This window comes from Pseudomonas sp. NMS19W, assembly GCF_051554255.1.
Taxonomy (GTDB): Bacteria; Pseudomonadota; Gammaproteobacteria; order Pseudomonadales; family Pseudomonadaceae; genus Aquipseudomonas; species Aquipseudomonas kribbensis.
Map to the genome: position 1 here is coordinate 2,756,475 of NZ_CP136718.1, position 17,239 is coordinate 2,773,713.

Annotated in this window: 22 protein-coding genes and 1 tRNA gene; 14 read left to right on the forward strand and 9 right to left on the reverse strand. The window is 58.2% G+C overall.

Annotated elements, in window-relative coordinates; translation table 11 throughout:
• The first annotated feature begins 8 nt into the window (after nt 1–8).
• From R1A29_RS12485 to R1A29_RS12495, 3 genes are read left to right on the forward strand one after another with little or no spacing between them, the layout of a single operon-like run.
• Nucleotides 9–758, forward strand: a complete 750-nt coding sequence (locus tag R1A29_RS12485) for a phage minor tail protein L (RefSeq protein ID WP_438301688.1) — start codon at nt 9–11, stop codon at nt 756–758.
• A 1-nt stretch (nt 759) separates the two neighbouring features.
• Entirely contained in the window at nt 760–1,512 is a 753-nt protein-coding gene (locus R1A29_RS12490; RefSeq protein WP_438301689.1) for a C40 family peptidase, read from the forward strand.
• A gap of 37 nt (nt 1,513–1,549) precedes the next feature.
• Nucleotides 1,550–1,681 carry a hypothetical protein gene (locus tag R1A29_RS12495; protein WP_438301690.1) on the forward strand — a complete coding sequence of 44 codons (132 nt, stop codon included), beginning with the start codon at nt 1,550–1,552 and terminating at the stop codon, nt 1,679–1,681.
• 62 nt (nt 1,682–1,743) lie between these two features.
• Here the strand turns inward: R1A29_RS12495 and R1A29_RS12500 are convergent, their stop codons facing one another.
• On the reverse strand, nt 1,744–2,340 hold the full coding sequence (locus tag R1A29_RS12500) for a hypothetical protein (RefSeq protein ID WP_438301691.1): 597 nt from the start codon (nt 2,338–2,340) through the stop codon (nt 1,744–1,746).
• Between R1A29_RS12500 and R1A29_RS12505 the strand changes: the two genes are divergently transcribed.
• The 9 genes from R1A29_RS12505 (at nt 2,339) to R1A29_RS12545 (ending at nt 11,115) form a co-directional block, all read left to right on the forward strand.
• Complete coding sequence (locus tag R1A29_RS12505) at nt 2,339–2,740, forward strand: hypothetical protein (protein WP_438301692.1); 402 nt, start codon at nt 2,339–2,341, stop codon at nt 2,738–2,740. The two genes, R1A29_RS12500 and R1A29_RS12505, sit on opposite strands and share 2 nt — an antisense overlap.
• Before the next feature lie 50 nt (nt 2,741–2,790).
• Nucleotides 2,791–3,399 (forward strand): tail assembly protein, encoded by a 609-nt coding sequence (locus tag R1A29_RS12510; protein ID WP_438301693.1) that lies wholly within the window; start codon nt 2,791–2,793, stop codon nt 3,397–3,399.
• Between the two features lie 204 nt (nt 3,400–3,603).
• A complete protein-coding gene (locus R1A29_RS12515; protein ID WP_438301694.1) occupies nt 3,604–7,209 on the forward strand; it encodes a host specificity protein J in 3,606 nt (1,201 codons plus the stop codon).
• Complete coding sequence (locus tag R1A29_RS12520) at nt 7,209–7,505, forward strand: hypothetical protein (RefSeq protein WP_438301695.1); 297 nt, start codon at nt 7,209–7,211, stop codon at nt 7,503–7,505. Before R1A29_RS12515 ends, R1A29_RS12520 begins: the two co-directional genes overlap by 1 nt.
• A gap of 9 nt (nt 7,506–7,514) precedes the next feature.
• On the forward strand, nt 7,515–8,240 hold the full coding sequence (locus R1A29_RS12525; RefSeq protein ID WP_438301696.1) for a hypothetical protein: 726 nt from the start codon (nt 7,515–7,517) through the stop codon (nt 8,238–8,240).
• Between the two features lie 61 nt (nt 8,241–8,301).
• A complete protein-coding gene (locus tag R1A29_RS12530; protein WP_438301697.1) occupies nt 8,302–9,558 on the forward strand; it encodes a hypothetical protein in 1,257 nt (418 codons plus the stop codon).
• 5 nt (nt 9,559–9,563) lie between these two features.
• Entirely contained in the window at nt 9,564–9,983 is a 420-nt protein-coding gene (locus tag R1A29_RS12535) for a hypothetical protein (RefSeq protein ID WP_438301698.1), read from the forward strand.
• Nucleotides 9,984–10,045: 62 nt separating this feature from the next.
• A complete protein-coding gene (locus tag R1A29_RS12540) occupies nt 10,046–10,594 on the forward strand; it encodes a glycoside hydrolase family 19 protein (protein ID WP_438301699.1) in 549 nt (182 codons plus the stop codon).
• A complete protein-coding gene (locus R1A29_RS12545) occupies nt 10,594–11,115 on the forward strand; it encodes a lysis system i-spanin subunit Rz (protein ID WP_438301700.1) in 522 nt (173 codons plus the stop codon). Before R1A29_RS12540 ends, R1A29_RS12545 begins: the two co-directional genes overlap by 1 nt.
• On the opposite strand, the gene R1A29_RS12550 is transcribed toward R1A29_RS12545, so the two are convergent.
• From R1A29_RS12550 to R1A29_RS12570, 5 genes are all read right to left on the reverse strand, one after another.
• Entirely contained in the window at nt 11,087–11,443 is a 357-nt protein-coding gene (locus R1A29_RS12550; protein WP_438301701.1) for a hypothetical protein, read from the reverse strand. The two genes, R1A29_RS12545 and R1A29_RS12550, sit on opposite strands and share 29 nt — an antisense overlap.
• A 290-nt stretch (nt 11,444–11,733) precedes the next feature.
• Nucleotides 11,734–11,979, reverse strand: a complete 246-nt coding sequence (locus R1A29_RS12555) for a hypothetical protein (RefSeq protein ID WP_438301702.1) — start codon at nt 11,977–11,979, stop codon at nt 11,734–11,736.
• Between the two features lie 319 nt (nt 11,980–12,298).
• Nucleotides 12,299–12,670, reverse strand: a complete 372-nt coding sequence (locus tag R1A29_RS12560) for an NUDIX domain-containing protein (protein ID WP_438301703.1) — start codon at nt 12,668–12,670, stop codon at nt 12,299–12,301.
• Between the two features lie 236 nt (nt 12,671–12,906).
• Nucleotides 12,907–13,116 (reverse strand): hypothetical protein, encoded by a 210-nt coding sequence (locus R1A29_RS12565; protein ID WP_438301704.1) that lies wholly within the window; start codon nt 13,114–13,116, stop codon nt 12,907–12,909.
• Nucleotides 13,117–13,381: 265 nt separating this feature from the next.
• A tRNA-Ser gene (locus R1A29_RS12570) sits at nt 13,382–13,469 on the reverse strand.
• Nucleotides 13,470–13,592: 123 nt separating this feature from the next.
• On the opposite strand from R1A29_RS12570, the gene R1A29_RS12575 reads away from it, so the two are divergent.
• Nucleotides 13,593–14,264 carry a Bax inhibitor-1/YccA family protein gene (locus tag R1A29_RS12575; protein ID WP_027613775.1) on the forward strand — a complete coding sequence of 224 codons (672 nt, stop codon included), beginning with the start codon at nt 13,593–13,595 and terminating at the stop codon, nt 14,262–14,264.
• Between the two features lie 72 nt (nt 14,265–14,336).
• Here the strand turns inward: R1A29_RS12575 and R1A29_RS12580 are convergent, their stop codons facing one another.
• A complete protein-coding gene (locus tag R1A29_RS12580; RefSeq protein ID WP_438301705.1) occupies nt 14,337–14,663 on the reverse strand; it encodes a YceK/YidQ family lipoprotein in 327 nt (108 codons plus the stop codon).
• A gap of 40 nt (nt 14,664–14,703) precedes the next feature.
• Nucleotides 14,704–15,141, reverse strand: a complete 438-nt coding sequence (locus tag R1A29_RS12585) for an Lrp/AsnC family transcriptional regulator (protein ID WP_064381847.1) — start codon at nt 15,139–15,141, stop codon at nt 14,704–14,706.
• A 139-nt stretch (nt 15,142–15,280) separates the two neighbouring features.
• On the opposite strand from R1A29_RS12585, the gene R1A29_RS12590 reads away from it, so the two are divergent.
• On the forward strand, nt 15,281–16,174 hold the full coding sequence (locus R1A29_RS12590; RefSeq protein ID WP_438301706.1) for a DMT family transporter: 894 nt from the start codon (nt 15,281–15,283) through the stop codon (nt 16,172–16,174).
• A 3-nt stretch (nt 16,175–16,177) separates the two neighbouring features.
• On the opposite strand, the gene R1A29_RS12595 is transcribed toward R1A29_RS12590, so the two are convergent.
• Nucleotides 16,178–17,218 (reverse strand): FUSC family protein, encoded by a 1,041-nt coding sequence (locus R1A29_RS12595; RefSeq protein WP_273536557.1) that lies wholly within the window; start codon nt 17,216–17,218, stop codon nt 16,178–16,180.
• Between the last annotated feature and the right edge of the window lie 21 nt (nt 17,219–17,239).

The window sequence follows — 17,239 nt, forward strand, 5'->3', positions numbered from 1 at the left end:
GGGCAATCATGCCGCTGATCAGTGACATTCAGGTGCTTGAGCCTGGCAGCGAAGTGCTGCTCTTTGAATTGGACGGCACGGACTACGGCGCGGATGTTCTGCGCTTCCACGGGCACGCGATACCGCATACCGCGGCCGAGCTGATCGCCGCCGGCGACGACGCGGACCAGCTGCCGGCGAAGGCGATCTACTGGCAGGGCAACGAGTACAGCGCCTGGCCAATGCAGATCGACGGCATCGAAGTGAACGGTGACGGCACGGCTGTTCGGCCCACTCTGTCGGTCGGCAACGTCAATGGGCGCATCACCGCGCTCTGTCTGGCGTTCGAGGATCTGCTCGAGTTCAAGCTGACCATGCGTCACACGCTGGGCACCTATCTGGACGCGGCGAACTTCCCGGCAGGCAACCCAACCGCAGATCCGACCCAGGAGACGATCGAGGTCTGGTACATCGACCAGAAAACGAACGAGGACGGGGAGAATGTCAGTTGGGAGCTGGCCAGCCCGGGCGACGTCGGTAACGAGTCCATCGGCCGGCAGGCTACTACGCTGTGCCACTGGTGCCTCACCGGTGGTTACCGAGGGCCGAACTGTGGCTACACAGGCCCGTACGTGACCAAGGACGGCGTCGTTACTGACAACCCCGAACTGGACGAATGCGACGCCACCTTAGGCAAGGGATGCATTCCACGCTTCGGCGAGGGCAACCCGCTGCCGTTCGGTGGCTTCCCGGCCGTATCGCTGATCGCACGGAGCTGACATGCGCAAACACATTCTCAACGCGATTCAGGCGCACGCAGCCGCCGAGTACCCGAAAGAGTGCTGCGGCCTGCTGCTGGCTGTGGGTCGTAAACAGCAGTATTACCCGTGTCGCAATGTCTCGACCGAGCCGAACGAAGAGTTCCGGATCGATCCCGAGGAGTACGCAGCGGCCGAAGACGTCGGCGAAGTGATTGGCGTGGTGCACTCGCATCCGGACGCCACCAGTCGGCCGTCACCGCGCGACCTGGCCATGTGTGAGGCGACGGCCATGCCGTGGCACATCATCAGCTGGCCCGAGGGCGACCTGCGCACCGTCGTGCCGTCCGGTGAGGTGCCGCTGCTCAAGCGGCCATTCGTACACGGTGCCTGGGACTGCTGGCAGGTCTGCGCCGATTGGTACAAGCGCGATTGGGGGTTGGAGTTCGAAGCATTCAAGCGCGCTGACGGCTGGTGGGAGAGCAAGGACAACACCAGCCTGTACGAGGCGAACTACGAGGCCGCCGGTTTCTACCGGGTCGACCAGCCGCAGCGCGGTGACATGATCGTGATGGAAGTGGGGCGGACAGTTTACCCAAACCATGCCGGGATCTTCCTCGGCTCCGATCCAGCACTGCCCGGCGAGGACGCAGCGACGTTCGGCCCTGGGCCGTTCGTGCTGCACCACCTGTATGGCCGGCCGTCAGAGGTCATTGTTTTCGGTGGGCCGTGGCTGGACAGAATACGTCTGATTCTCAGGCACAAAGATGCATGACCACTCAGATGGCACGGCATTGATGCAGTAGAGATGTATGAATCTGCCGTTCGCGCGAACTGAAGATGGAAGTGTATTTATCAGTGATGCTGTATTGAAATCCCAAGCAATCGCTTCGGCTGTTGGAGTTTCACTGCCGTCCGACTTTGCAGAAAAGGCGCAAGAGTAAGCCGACCTGTTGGAGTATCGGCTTTCACGGCTGGAACAGACTCTGGGGCGTGTTCCTATTTCTCAGTAGGTCTGCAGAAGCAAAGATACTTGGGAGTCATTGCTGGCAGTTTTGTATACTTTTCCTACCTGTAAGCTCGCTCTCACGTGCCCGGACTTATGTATGTTGCGCGTTTCATCTTGGATATTGTATATGACATCGGCTTTCGCTTGGCCATCAGATGATAGTTCCGTAACCACGCAACTCACCATATAAGCAGTTGATGCATTATGTCCCGGCTTTCCCTCCTGTGAGGCAGAGCTCGCGACAGTGCCGGTAACAGAGGCGCAGTCACTGATTAGATCATCGACCTTCAATTGGAGTACAAACGGCTTGCGCTTTGGGTCGTTTAGATCCACATCTGCTTCGTATATGACCTTTCCGTTGTGAATCATTTTTTGATGGGACATCACTGGAAGATGCGGAAATTGGTCGCTGACAACTGGTTGGGCAGCTGTGGCGGTCGCCGCCATAAGGGCGGAGATGAGGAGTGTGCTAGCAACGCGACAGTGCATGCTGAAAATTCCTTGTAGTGAAGCTTTAGTATCGTCCCCGGCGCTGCATTCTTTAGCTGAGGCAGGAGTGCTACATTGCTGCATTTCCACAGGAGTGATCTGCATGAAATTGATCGTAGGAGCGCTGGCGTTAACGCTGTTGGCGGGGTGTGCGACTTCGCCTGTTCCGGCGGATAAAGCAGATCCGGTTCCAAGCAACCGTCTGTATGCATTCAGTGCCAAGTCGGAGTCGCAGTTGCTGGTCACGCGCGACAGTGGCCTATATGGATCTGGTTGTAATTACCGTCTGTACATTGATGGAACCCTGGCAGCTGAATTCGCCTCAGGCGAGGTAGCTCGGTTTGGAGTAAAAGCCGGAAAACATATCCTTGGAATTAAGCCGAGCGCTGCATGTGGTGGATGGGGCTTGGTTGAGCGCGAGGTAGATGTAAAAACCGGAGAGACGGTCAGGCGTCGAATCACGCTTTCGGGTGACAATTTCGATATTTCGCCCACGGCAATTTAAATGCATTCCCAAGCCCGCGTCTGCGGGCTTTTTTATGCCCGGAGAAAACCATGGCTGACGTTGCAGCTGCTTACAACCCAATGACCACCATCCTTTTATCTGGCTCATTAGCAAAAAAGTTTGGGCGAGTCCATCGCCGCCAAGTAGACAGTGAGCGTGTATGGGAGGCTTTCAAGGCGCTCAAGGTGACGCTGGAGGGCTTTGAAGATGAAATCCGGCGGCTTGATCGGATAGGGATGCGATTCGCCATCTTTCGCAACCGGAAGAACGAAGCGGTAGAGGGTTTTGATCTTGGTGGCACTCGGGAGATCCGAGTCGTCCCAGTCGTTGCGGGAAGCAAGCGCGCCGGATTGATGCAGACCGTTTTGGGCATCGTGCTGATCGCCGTTGGTTTTTTCGCTTACGGGTCAACTACGGCCCAAGGTGCAGCATTGATCGCTGGTGGTATTGCCTCGACCGCCGGCGGCGTCATTCAGATGATCAGCCCTCAAGCAAAGGGTCTGTCGCAAAGCGCATCCCCCGAAAACTCACCGTCCTACGCCTTCGGCAGCGCCAAGAACACCACAGCCAGCGGTAACCCGGTGCCGATCTGCATCGGTGAGCGCCGGTGGGGCGGGATGATTATCTCAGCCTCGATTCTCGCCGAAGATAAGGTGTAGCAGCAAAACCCCTCACTTACCTGGGAAGGACTGGCCTTCCGGGATAAAGGAGGAGCTTGCTGATGAAAAAATGGTTTCCATTGGTTCGTGCGATTACTTGGAGTTTGATCCGAGTCGCCATTTTTACGATGAAACTTTACGCGAGCCTTCATGGCTTGTGAGCAAACCGCCCTCGAGGCGGTTTTTTTACGCCTGGAGGAAAGCATGGGCGCAGCGGAACAGATTGAGGTCTACGGCGAGAAGGGCGGCAGCAGCAAGCCGAAATCGCCGGTCGAAGCAAGCGACAGCCTGCGCTCGACCAACCTGGCAAAGCTGCTGATCGCCGTGGGCGAGGGCGAGTTCGACAACGTCCCGACTGAATACGACATCTATTTGGACAACACGCCGATTCGCGATGCCAGCGGCAATTACAACTTTCCGAACGTGAAATGGGATTGGCGCTCGGGCTCTGTGGATCAGACCTACATCCCGGGCATTCCGTCCGTGGAAAACGAGACGTCGCTGAACATCGAATTGCGCAGCGATGCGCCATGGGTACGCTCGATCACCAACACTCAACTTTCGGCCGTGCGCATGCGTCTGGCCTGGCCAGCTCTTCAGCGGGTCGATGACCAAGGCAACGTCGGCGGCTACCGCATCGATTACGCCATCGACGTGGCCACCGACGGCGGCGCCTATCAGCAGGTGCTGGTGGACGCGGTCGACGGCAAGACCACGACCCGTTATGAGCGCTCGCGTCGTATTGATCTGCCGGACGCCACCACCGGCTGGCAGATCCGCGTGCGCCGCCTGACGCCGAACCAGAACAGCAACAAGATCGCCGACACGATGCTGGTGGCTGGTTACACCGAGGTGATCGACGCCAAGCTGCGCTACCCGAACACCGCGCTGCTCTACATCGAATTTGACGCCGAGCAGTTCACCAACATCCCAGCCGTAACCGTGAAGTGCAAGGCCCGGCGCTGGATGGTGCCGAGCAATTACGACCCGATCGCGCGTACCTACACCGGTACGTGGGACGGTTCGATGAAATCGGCTTGGACCAATAACCCGGCGTGGATCACCTACGGCATCTGCACGAACGAAATGTTCGGCCTTGGCAAGCGCATCAAACCGTTCATGGTCGACAAGTGGGAGCTGTACCGGATCGCGCAGTACTGTGATCAGCTTGTTCCGAACGGGCTGGGCGGTACCGAACCACGTTTCCTTTGCGACATGAACTTGCAGGGCAAGGCCGATGCCTGGTCGCTGTTGCGCGACATCTCTGCGATTTATCGGGGCATGACGTACTGGGCGCAGGGGCAGTTGGTGATGCAGGCCGACATGCCGCGCGCACAGGACTTCGACTATGTCTTCACCCGGGCCAACGTCATCGACGGGAAATTCTCGTATGGCAGCGCCTCGGCGAAGACCCGGTACACCCGGGCCCTGGTCAGCTACGACAACCCGGCCAACAACTACGACACTGACGTCATTCCGTTCGCCGACCTGGATCTTCAACGTCGCTACGGCGACAGACCAACCGAGCTGAGCGCCATTGGCTGCACCCGTGCATCGGAGGCGCAGCGCCGTGGCAAGTGGGCGATCCTCAGCAACAATCAGGACCGCACCGTGTCGTTCAAGACCGGCATGGAAGGCGTGATCCCACTGCCGGGTCACATCATCGCTGTCGCGGATTCGCTGCTGGCGGGGCGGGAGGTCGGCGGCCGGATCTCATCGGCGTCTGGCCGCGTGGTGACGCTCGACCGTGACACCCAGGCCAAAGCCGGTGATCGATTGATTATCAACCTGTCGGGCGGCCGTGCCGAAGGGCGCACTGTGCAAAGCGTCAACGGCCGTGCCGTGACCGTGACCGTCGCCTACAGCGAGCCGCCGGTCGCGCAGTTGCAATGGGCGCTCGACGCCGACGACCTGGCAATTCCGCTGTACCGAGTGTTGCGCACCAAGCGCACGACCGAAGGTGACTTCGAAATCAGCGCGTTGCAGTTCGAACCGAGCAAGTTCGCGCACATCGACACCGGTGCACGCCTGGAAGATCGGCCGATCAGCGTGATTCCGATCACGGTGGTTCCGGCGCCGGCCAGCGTGACTCTCGCGGCGACATCGTCGGTGGTCCAGGGCCTGGCCGTGGCCACCATGACGATCAGTTGGCCCGCCGTAGATGGCGCGGTTGGCTACGACGTGGAATGGCGCAAGGACAGTGGCAACTGGATTAAGGTGCAGCGCACCGGCATGACCAACGTCGACGTGGTCGGCATCTATGCCGGTGCTTATGTAGCCCGCGTCCGCGCGGTGAGTGCGTACGACATCTCGTCGCAATGGCGCAACTCGATCCTGACCAACTTGAGCGGCAAAGAGGGATTGCCGCCGGCGCTGGCTTACCTCAGAACGACCAGCAAGGTTTATGGCATCGGCCTGGACTGGGGATTCCCAGAAGGGGCCGGGGACACCCAACGCACAGAAATCTGGAATAACAAGGTCAACGACCTGACCAGCGCCGCCAAGCTGGCGGATTTTGCCTATCCGCAAGCGCACCACGAAATGCAAAACATCGTGCCAGGAACCAGCCTTTTTTTCTGGGGGCGCTTGGTTGATCGTATTGGCAACGTCGGGCCGTGGTTTCCTGCTGTGAATGGCGTGAACGGACAAGTCAGTGCTGATCAGTCCGAATACGAGCAGTATTTCCTCGGAAAAATTCAGGAGTCGGCACTGGGGCAAAAACTTCTGGATGAAGTCGGCAAGATCTCAGGTGACGGTGAAGGCTCCGTCAACGATCGAATCGAGCAAGCCAGGCAGCAGCTGGAAGACCTGATCGGCGAAATCACCGATGCCATGGTGTATGACCCGACCAAACCCTACGGCAAAGGGGAAGTGGTTCGCCTGGAAGGCCGGCTGTACTCGGCGATCAAAGCAGTACCGGTCGGTACGTCGCCACCAAATGCCGAGTTTTGGTATGACATGGGGACGATTGCCGAAACGACCAATGCGCTGGCGTTGCAGGTTCAGCAGCACACAACCCAGATCGATTCCATCGATGGGAAGGTCACCGCCCAAGCATCAACCATGCAGGCGCTGCAGGCTGCATGGCGCGAGGACGATGGCCCGGGAGCGATGGCGGATGCACTCCAGGGCTGGAGTAATACTGCGTCCATTGCCACCAACGACAGGGTTCGCGCAGAGGAGAAACTAGCCTCGGCCACCCGCATCACCACGCTTGATGCGGCGGTAGGGGCGAATACCGCGAATCTCACTTCGCTCGCGACGGCAGTCGCCACAGACAAGGAGGCGACGGCGCAGAAAATCGATACGCTGACGGCGAAAACAAGCGAAGCAACCGCCAAGGCTGAAACTGTCAGCACTGTGGTCGCGGGGTTGAACGGCAAAGTGTCGGCGCTGACCACCATCAAAACATCGACAACGGTCGGCGGTCACACGGTCATGGCAGGCCTAGCCATTGGTGTGGAAGGGGAGCAGCAAGAGTCGCAGATCCTCGCATTTGCCCAGCGCTTCGCGATCCTGGACGAGGTCAGCGGTCAGATGATTGCGCCGTTCGTGGTGCAGGGCGGCCAGGTGTTCATGAACACCGCGATCATCAGCCAAGCTTTCATCAAGGAACTGGTGCTTGGGATGACGCTTCGGTCTTCGGCCTTGAACAATCAGGGGCTACCACTGCTGGAAATCAACATTCCGGCCGGGACATTCACCCTGCGAGGTCAATCAGACAGTGGCTACACGCTGCTGAACAATAACGGCATCTATGTCTACGACCTCAACTACATCGAGCGCGCAGCGCTCGGGAAGATGACGTAATGGACTACTACGGCGCGAGGACAAAGGATGCTGCGGGACGGGTGACACTGGAAACGTCGACCATGACCATTCGATCGATTGTGACGAGACAGATCACCGTCCCTCCCATAACCAGTAATTTCACCAGCTTTATCAATATGCCCGAGATCACTGCGCAGTCGTTCGTGTGCGTGACCCTGCCAAACCCAACAGATGAAAACTCCATCTTGCCTGCAGTCTTCTGGTCGACGGGACAGCTCAGAGTTCGGCGTGGGCCAGGGATGGTGCTCAACGTTTTCATCCTGACCTACCAATAGGAGGTGTGCATGGACTACGGATTCAGGTCACGCAACGGACAGAACTTCTTTCAAATCGATAGCGAGAACAGGGTTCTAAACGTTGCTGCATCTGGCAGTTACACGATCGGTAAACCTCCGAGCGCGCCTGTGACGATCACCCAGGCCATCATTACTTACCCGGCACCCATAACCACCGCCGAGGCGCCGCACGTTTTCCTCAACCCAACCAACCAGGGTATGTACCACTCGTTGGTGCAGATGGGTGGGCCCGGTAACTGGACGGGATTTCGCTTCCAACTGCACTTGATTACACCGTTCAATGCGTCTGATTGCAGCGGTCGCTGGCTTGTCGCGACGTTCCGGTCAACATCGCCCGCGAGCGCATACGACCTGCGCCTGCGTAATGCCGCTAATGAGCAAATCTTCGTGGGAGCCGACAATCTCCTTGTCATGACGGGATTTCCCATCAACGAAGGCTGGAGTCTGGACAATCGGGGTGGTGAGGTTTCCGGAATTTATTGGAGCGGTTGCCAAATGCCTTGGACGGGCTCCTTTGACGATTACTTTCTCGCTTCCACGCTGCTCGGCGGGAAAATCTACAACGGCAACACAACGCTTCAAACGCCTTGCGGATTCCATGCTGGAGTGCGCTCAACACTCAATGGTTACGTGGGGGCAATGGTGAGCTCGGAAGGGGGGACCGCAAAAAATGGCCGAACTACTTTCGCGGCTAGGCCCATGCGGCCCCTGTAAACACAACGAAAAATGACCCGCCAACGTGCGGGTTTTTTATTGACCAAATTAAGGATATGCCATGCCCTGGCTCAGAGGTGGAACAGTAGCTGTCACCACGGGATCAACCACAGTCGTAGGAACCAATGCGTATTTCGCAGGCAACTCACGAGTTGGTGACGCCTTTGTTGGCCCGGATGGCCTGAACTATGAAATCGCAAACATCGCCAGCGAATCCGTGATCTCGATCATTCCTGCTTACAAGGGGCCGACAGTGAGCGGCTCGGCCTACGCAATCATGCCCGTACAGGGGTACCCGAAAGCGCTGGCTGACTCGTTCAACGCACTGAAAAACCAGTTCGGCGGCGTTATTGCGGTGCTCGGCACTGATCCCACTTTGGCCGGCGTGCGCTGGGCGCTCGGCCTCGAAACCACCGATGGCCTTCCGGAAGGTGCGACGAACAAGTATTTCACTGATACACGGGTTCGGGCAGCCGTCCTGACAGGTTTTACGCTGCCTGGAGCTGCCTCGGCGGTAACGGCGGCCGACACGGTGATCGCTGCCTTGGCGAAATTGCAATTCAGCAAGGCCGCCAAAGGGCAGAACTCCGACATCACCTCTCTTGCCGGGCTCACCACTCCACTTTCCCGAGAACAGGGCGGCATCGGCGGCGCATTTGGCTTTATCGAAGGTCTCAGCCTGGTCTGGCTTTCAGGAACGAGTATCGCGATCCGCCCGGGCAGCGCGTACGTGCCATCAGCAAACAAGGTGGTGACGTACGCTGGCGGAACGATCAACCCGATGACGGTGGGGGCCGTCAACACCTTCATCCACCTGTATCTCACGGATGCTGGTGCTATTGAGCAGTCCACCACCGCCGCGCCGGTGCGATATTACAACCAAGCGCACCAGAAAACAGGCGACAACACTCGCCGATACATCGGCTCGATTCTGATCAACACCAACGCAGCGGGCGCTTATCAGTTTGCCCATCGGCTGGCCGACAGCTCGATTATGTACACGGTTGCCAATCCGGAAAGCACCACATTCCGCCTGCTCAGCGGTGGAGCCTCGGTCGCTGCATTCAATACGCGCACCATCGCACCGGTTACAGCGCACACGTTGGAGGCGGCTTGGCAAAACGTCGGTACCGTCTCGGTGAAATTCACACCCTCTGATGCGGGTACGCCGATCGCGTCCGGATGGATGGTGTTCGTGCCGCCGAGTGCCATTTTCAATGGCCGCTGTCCGATTGCCTCAGACGGCACCATTACTTACAGCGCAACCGGTGGCGGAAGCGCCAACTGTTACGCGCTCGGCTACTACTTCGACAGGTGATGAAAATGCCCTATGCAATTACCGCCACCGGCTGGCGGGCGATCAACCCCGAAATGGAACTGTTGGAGGGCGAAACCTTCGTCGACGAGATTCCACAGTCCTTGATTGACGCCATCGCTGATCAGGAACTCTTGCGCGACACCACGGCGATTCTCAATGCCAGAACGCGCCTTGCAACCGCCCAGGTCACCGCGCTGCAAAGCCGGGTCGATGCAATCAATGACGCCATCGATGGTGATTACGCGCTGCCGGAAGAGGTCGACGAGAAGCCTCTGCGGGTAGCAGCGCTGGCGGCCTGGAAGAAATACCGCGTTTTGTTGGGGCGCGTGACTGGTTTGCCTGTTTGGCCAGGCGCCCCGACCTGGCCGGATCAGCCTGAGCCGTACAACGAAGAAACCACCGTGGCCCGCGCAACCCAGTCTTGAGTTGATCGCCGTGTCAGACCGCACCCGCCGTCGAGCGGGTATTTTTTTGCCTGGAGAAAGCCATGCCCATCACTCAGCAGCAGTTGCTGCAGATCCTCCCGAACGCCGGCGCCAATGCCGGCGTTTTTGTGCCTGCCCTCAACACGGCGATGCAGCGTTACCAGATCGTCGGGACGAAGCGTGTTGCTGCGTTCATTGCACAGACCGGCCACGAATCCGGTCAGTTGCGCTGGGTGCGCGAGATTTGGGGGCCGACAGATGCCCAGCGTGGGTACGAGGGCCGCAAAGACCTGGGCAACACCGTGTCAGGTGATGGCCGGAAATTTTGCGGCCGTGGCCTGATTCAGATCACCGGCCGGGTGAACTATGCCGAGTGCGGCGAGGCGCTGGGCCTGGACCTGATCAATCACCCGGAGCTGCTGGAACTGTCGCAGCATGCCGCGATGTCGGCAGCCTGGTGGTGGGCCACGCACGGACTGAATACGCTGGCCGATGCCGGCGACAACGCGAACATCGGCAGCATCATCAACACCGGCCGACGCGGTCGTACACCGAATGGTTCTGCTGAACGCCAGGCTTTCTACGAGAAAGCACTGAAGGTGCTGGCGTGATGACCGTGCCGTGGAAGTTGATCGGCGCGCTGGCGTTGTTGCTGATCGGCGCCGGCAGCGCCTGGCAGTTCCAGGATTGGCGCTACGGCGAGAAATTGGCGGAGCAGGCCCGGCTGCACACCGAAACCCTGAATCAGCTGACCATGGCAGCCGCATCCGCGCAGCAGGCCGAGCAGGACAGGCGGCTGGCGCTCGAGCAGCGGCTGGCGGCCAGTGACAAAACCCACACCGAGAAAATGACCAATGCTCAAAAAGAACAGGCTCTTCTGCGCGATCGCCTTGCCACTTCTGATCTGCGGCTGTCAGTCCTCCTCGACGCGGGTTCAACCGGTGGCTGTTCAGTGCCTGCCGCCACCGGCGCCGGCGGCGTGGTTCATGCAACCATACGAGCCGACCTTGACCCAGCGCATGCTCAACGAATTGTCGCCATCACCGACGAAGGCGACCGGGGACTGATTGCTCTGCAGGCGTGCCAAGATTACGTGAAGGCGATCAGCTCTCGCGCTCCCGCGCCTCCCTGAGAAGGCGCTGGTTTTCATGGAAGAGGTGCGTGTTCTGACGCTTGATATCGTTGAACACGCGAAGCTGGCTCGAAAGCTCGGTAGTTTGAGACTGAAGGCGATTCACATCGGCCTGGGCTGACAGCAACTGCCTCCGGAATGTGTCGCGCTCGTTTCCGGTTTCAGTGTTCATCTCGACCAGCTTGAATATCTGCTCCCGGGCTTGGCGAAGCTGTAGGTTCAGTTCCTCGAATTCATTTTCGTAGAGCCTGAGCTGCTGTCGGCAGGTTTCAAGCGGCGTCGGGCAGCCGAGCCAGTCGTTGGTGTTTTCGATGTCGGAGGGATCCACGGAAGTGCCTTGCCATGTACTGTTTGGATGTACAGTAATCGAGACATGTCTGGCGGGCGAGGGTGAGGCGACGAGCTGTAGTAAGCGTCAGCCCCCGGCCAAAAGGCTGATCTGGGAGACACATAGATTAGCTTCGTGTCGGTAAAGAAAAGCCCACATGGGGAGCGCGGGCTGAAAGTTCACGAGGAGCTTTCTCCACCCTAGAGAGAGGGCTGTGAAAAACTTGTGAAACCGTTTTAGTGTCTTTTTAGGTCATCAGCAGTGAGCCTGCTGCTCTAATTTCTGCCTCGTCATCCTCGCTTTAAATGTTCAAGAGTCTTATTCGCTAGATTCACACAGGTTTTGTATTCACCGGAAGCGTGTGCGTCTATGACCTTCCGGTATTCCTCTTGCAATCCAACGGGAAAACTCTGCTCGCCGATTGACGTGAGTTTTTCTAAGGCCGCGTCACATACATCGTGATCATCTTTGCCAAAAATAGCGCCTAGACAGAAAATCAGTGTTAAACCGACGATGGCGGCGGCAAAAAATTGCATACCAGAATCCAGAAAAAATACTGAGCTTGAGGTTTTTCCTGCCGCGGGCTGCTCAATAAACGCATTCCGTTGTCAGTGGCAGATGGAGTGAGTCGAAAGAAATTGAATACTAGTCTAGGGTTCAGATACCCGCCTCTCAAGTCGCGCTATATCAGCTCGTCCCTGACAGACTCGAGGGGCGGGCTCTTCCAGCCAATAAATAGCCCCCCTCATTTCGTTGATTCTTCGAAGGACTACCTGTGGCCGAAGGCGGTCAGTCGTGAACGTCGGATATCGGCCAAAAGCAGCCTGTCAGGATGCGTAGAAAATTAGACGAGGCTCAGAGCCTTGGTTGAAAGTCAGCGAAATTTTTCACAATGGCCCTGGTCACGGGGCTTGACTCGATAGTGTGAAGTCGCCTCCGAGAGTTCCATCGACATGCGGCAATCTCATTTTTCGGAAATGGCTTTTCACCAGACTCAAGCATGAAGATGAAGACAAAGTGGACAACGCCGTCTTTCTCGAATCGTGCGAGATAGATTAGTTCGTCAGCAACCAGTCCGGTCTCTTCCTCAAGCTCCCGCGCGGCGGCTTCAGCAGGAGATTCTCCTGACTCGATCTTGCCGCCGGGAAGCGCCCATTTGGATTTTCTTTTTCGAACGTAAAGGACGCGGTCATCCTTTCGGCATATCACTGTAGCCCTAGCCTTCATGTCGGCCTCCACTGCAGCGCAGCTAAATCTAGGCGGGTGCAAAAGAGTTTCTTAGCTATAGGACTGCGATGTCATGAAATCGTCACAATTTTTAGATTGCAAATTTAATTACAGCATCCGACGAAAGCTCGGATCCCTGAAGGGTAGCTTGTACCGAAGGTGTGTCGACAAGCGGTTAATACTGAGTAGACCATTATTTACGTAAGAGCGCGATGACCGCTCATGGCCGAAAGCGGTCAATCAGGCGTCATTAACACGGCCAGGGTCATCTTGATGAACTCCTCATTCCGATCGATTGCGGCCAGGGCCTCGCGAACGTTTTCCGCGACGTCGGCAGATCCGCGCTGCTCCACCCATAGCGCGAGCTCCATGATGGCAGCTTCAAGGGCGAGTTGGTTTTCGTTGATTTTGAAGAGTAGGGAAGGGAGCAGATCGGAATTGGACATTGCGGTTTCCTCCGTGGACGAAACCAGAGTAGCAGGGGAAGTTTTCAGTCGGCAGAACGCCGGGGGAGGGACGTGCACGGTATGCGCAATGTGCATATCGCAGGTTAGGATAAAGGCCACCGGCTGCGATGGTAATTCGATTTCGGCAGCTTAGTTTTAGGACGCGTCCGAAAACGCTGCAACGAATCGATCTTTCTGCATTGGCGCAATCCAACCTCCAGAAACGACAAAGCCCTGAATAATCAGGGCTTTGTCGTATCAAATATGGCGGAGGCGATGGGATTCGAACTCATGGACCTGTTACAGTCGACGGTTTTCAAGACCGTTGCCTTAAACCACTCGGCCACACCTCCGTTTGCGTTGCGGGCGCCATAATACCTGAATGAAACACACTGTCAAACTCTGTGCATGGCTTGTTACAGAGCGTCTGTTATGATCTTTGCGACTGAACGTTTCAAACCAACAGGAGTGTCGCCATGCGCGAACAGGATTACGCAGTTCACAACAGCGTGCAGGCTGAGCAGCTAGAGGTTAGCCGCGTCCTGCGCAACACATACGGCTTGCTGGCGCTCACCCTCGCTTTCAGCGGTGTGATGGCTTTCGTGGCTCAGCAGATGCGCGTCGGCTACCCGAATATTTTCGTGGTGCTGATCGGTTTCTACGGCTTGTTCTTCCTCACCAACAAACTCCGTGATTCTGCCTGGGGCCTGGTGTCGGCGTTTGCCCTGACCGGTTTCATGGGTTTCCTGCTCGGCCCGATCCTCAACCGTTACCTGGGCATGCAGGGCGGCGCTGAAGTGGTCAGCTCCGCGTTCGCGATGACTGCACTGGTGTTCGGTGGACTGTCGGCCTACGTGCTGATCACCCGCAAAGACATGAGCTTCCTCGGTGGCTTCATCACCGCCGGTTTCTTCGTGTTGCTGGGTGCGACGCTGGCGAGCATGTTCTTCCAGATCAGCGGCCTGCAACTGGCAATCAGCGCAGGTTTCGTGCTGTTCTCGTCGGTCTGCATCCTGTTCCAGACCAGCGCCATCATCCACGGCGGCGAGCGCAACTACATCATGGCGACCATCAGCCTGTATGTATCGATCTACAACCTGTTCATCAGCCTGTTGCAGATCTTCGGCATCATGAGCCGCGACGACTGATCGCTACACCGCTAAAAACAAGAAACCCGCGAGAGCGGGTTTTTTGTTGTCTGCGAAAAAGAGAGCAGGCGATCAATTGATCACGATGCTGCCATCGGCCTGTTGCTTATAGATCGTGTAGGGCAACAGCAATGTATCGAGCACTCCCGACACGGCCGCATCGACCAGCATGCCCGGCGTCGCGTTCTTGTAGTTGAACGCATCGACGTCATCCGGCTTTTCGGCATGCAGCAAGCAGAAGTCGTAAGTCACGCCGCTGTAAATGCGTGGTACGGCGCCGCAGTAGGATTTGTTCGCTTTCAACTGCTCCGTGGAGTGCTTGTCACTGAACGCCACGGTCTGCACCGTCCCGCACCCAGCCAGCATCAATGCCGCCAGCATCATTGCCTGAATTTTCATGCCGCGAATCCTTCGCCGAAAAAAACTCAATCTACGCCGCTCACGCCATCGGCGGCAATCGTCGTTTGACCGGAGTCTTCTTGACGATCGCGGTGTTGGTCTCGGCCAACGTATTGAGCCGATCGAGCAAGGTATCCAGTTGCTCCATCGAACGCACATGCAGGCGGGCGATGAAACAGTCCTCGCCGGTGACCTTGTCACACTCGGTGAACTCGGGAATCGACAGGATCTGCCGCTCCACTTCCTGCAACTGCCCCGGCAATGGCCGTACGCGAACGATGGCCTGCAACTGGTAGCCGAAGCATTTCGGGTCGATCTCAACGGTGTAACCCTTGAGCACGCCGCGCTCTTCCAGTCGTCGCAAGCGCTCGGCCACGCTGGGTGAAGACAATCCGCTGATCTGCGCCAGGGCCTTGAGCGAACGCCGGGAGTCTTCCATCAAGGCCCCGATCAGAATCTGGTCGATATCGTCGGTCATACAAATAACTCCCGCATTAGGCGAATGACGCTAACTACCCTTGATAAAAAAGGCAGAAATCGAGTTTAGCCTGCTTTTTGCGCTGGAGAAGCTCCGGTCTCGCTTGGCATACTTTTGCCACACATTAAGGAGATTGATGATGGACAAAACAATCCGTCGCGGCTCATTCGAAATGACCGCAGCCATGCTGATATCCGGGACGATCGGCTGGTTTGTGCTGGTGTCCGGGCAACCGGTGTTCGACGTGGTGTTCTGGCGCTGCGTATTCGGCGCCGGGACCTTGCTCCTGATCTGCGCCGCCTTCGGCTTTTTGCGCCCGGGGATTCTGACCCGTACCACGCTCTTGCTGGCCGTGCTCAGCGGCATGGCGATCGTCGGCAACTGGGTGCTGTTGTTCGCCTCCTATTCCCGAGCCTCGATCGCCATCGGCACGGCGGTGTACAACGTGCAGCCGTTCATGCTGGTGGGATTGGCGGCGTTGTTTCTGGGCGAGAAGATCACCCTGCAAAAGCTGTTCTGGCTGGCGATTTCGTTTATGGGAATGTTGGCCATCGTCAGTGCTCACGGCGGGCAGGGCGAGGGCGGCAATGATTACCTGATGGGCATCGCGCTGGCGCTGGGGGCGGCGTTTCTGTACGCCATCGCCGCGTTGATCATCAAGCGCCTGACCGGCACGCCGCCACACCTGATTGCGCTGATACAGGTCTGCACTGGTGTGTTGCTACTGGCACCGTTCGCCCACTTGAACGCGCTGCCACAGGCGCCGAGTGCCTGGGCCAGCCTGGTGACGCTGGGCATCGTTCACACCGGTCTGATGTACGTGTTGCTCTACGGCGCGATCCAGAAACTGCCGACGGCACTGACCGGCGCGCTGTCGTTCATCTATCCGATTGCAGCGATTTTTGTCGACTGGTTTGCCTTCGGCCATCAACTGCAGACCCTGCAATGGGTTGGCGTGGCGGCGATCCTGCTGGCCGCCGCCGGCATGCAACAGGGTTGGGGCTTCAAGTCGCGACGTCTGGCGGCGCAGTAATCCTCAGATGTTCCAGCGCGGTGCGGTCTTCGCCAGGCGCTGGCGCATTTCGCCGATGTTGGACGCCAGTTGCCGGGTCAGCAGACGGTAACCGTCCAACGGGCTGTAGACCGGGGCGTCAAGGCTGGCGTCCGGCAACTCCACCGGGCGCCCGAGGCGCTGGGTCGCCCCGGTTTTCAAGGCCCGGGCCATGCCGATCAGTTGCACACGGATCTGCCGGTGCTCGGCCTTCAACGCTGATTGCAGATGGGCCATCGCTTCAGGATCGTTGGTGTCCGGTCGGGTATTGCCGAGGATTTCCAGGGTGCTGATGCACATGCGCAGGTTGCGCTGGATCGCGTCCAGTTCGGTCATCGAGACCTTCACTTCCTTGGACACCGACGGCATCAGCGAGCGCAGTTGCACCATCACCGTGTTCAACCGGCCCATCAGTTTCAGGTGTTCATCGGCGGAAACCGGCTCGCCGCTGATAATCCGCCCGTACACCGTGGCGCAATCGCGCAACGCATCGGCCAGGTTGTAGCGCCACGAGTACACCGCGTACAGCGGCAGGGCGAAGGAAAAGGCCAGGGCCAGGGCGATACCGATCAGGATATCGACCCCGCGCCACAGCCCGTCGGTGATCGGGTTGTCGCCATGCCCGGCGACGATGAAAACGGTGATGGCGGAGAGCAGGGCGGTATAGCCACCCTTGCCGATGGCGTGATAGGAGAAGAATCCGCACACCACCGCCATTGCAAAATAGGTCAGCCACGGCAGACCGAGCCAGGCCTGTTGCGCCACTAATAACAGACCGACGCCGGCACCGATCAAGGTGCCGGTGGCGCGCTCGGCGGCTTTCTTGCCGATGTTGCCGTGGTGCTGCAAGCCGCCGATCACCACCAGCATGGTCACCGACGCCCACTCGCCGTGGGGCAGGTTGATGCCGGTGGTCAGCAGGATTGTCGCCAGCAACCCCAGTGCCACCCGCACCGCATGAATCAACCGCGCGTGCCGGTAGCGACGGTACGGGTCCAACAATGGCCGCAGAATCCGCCGCAACAGCGGCGGCCAGCGGTGAGGGCT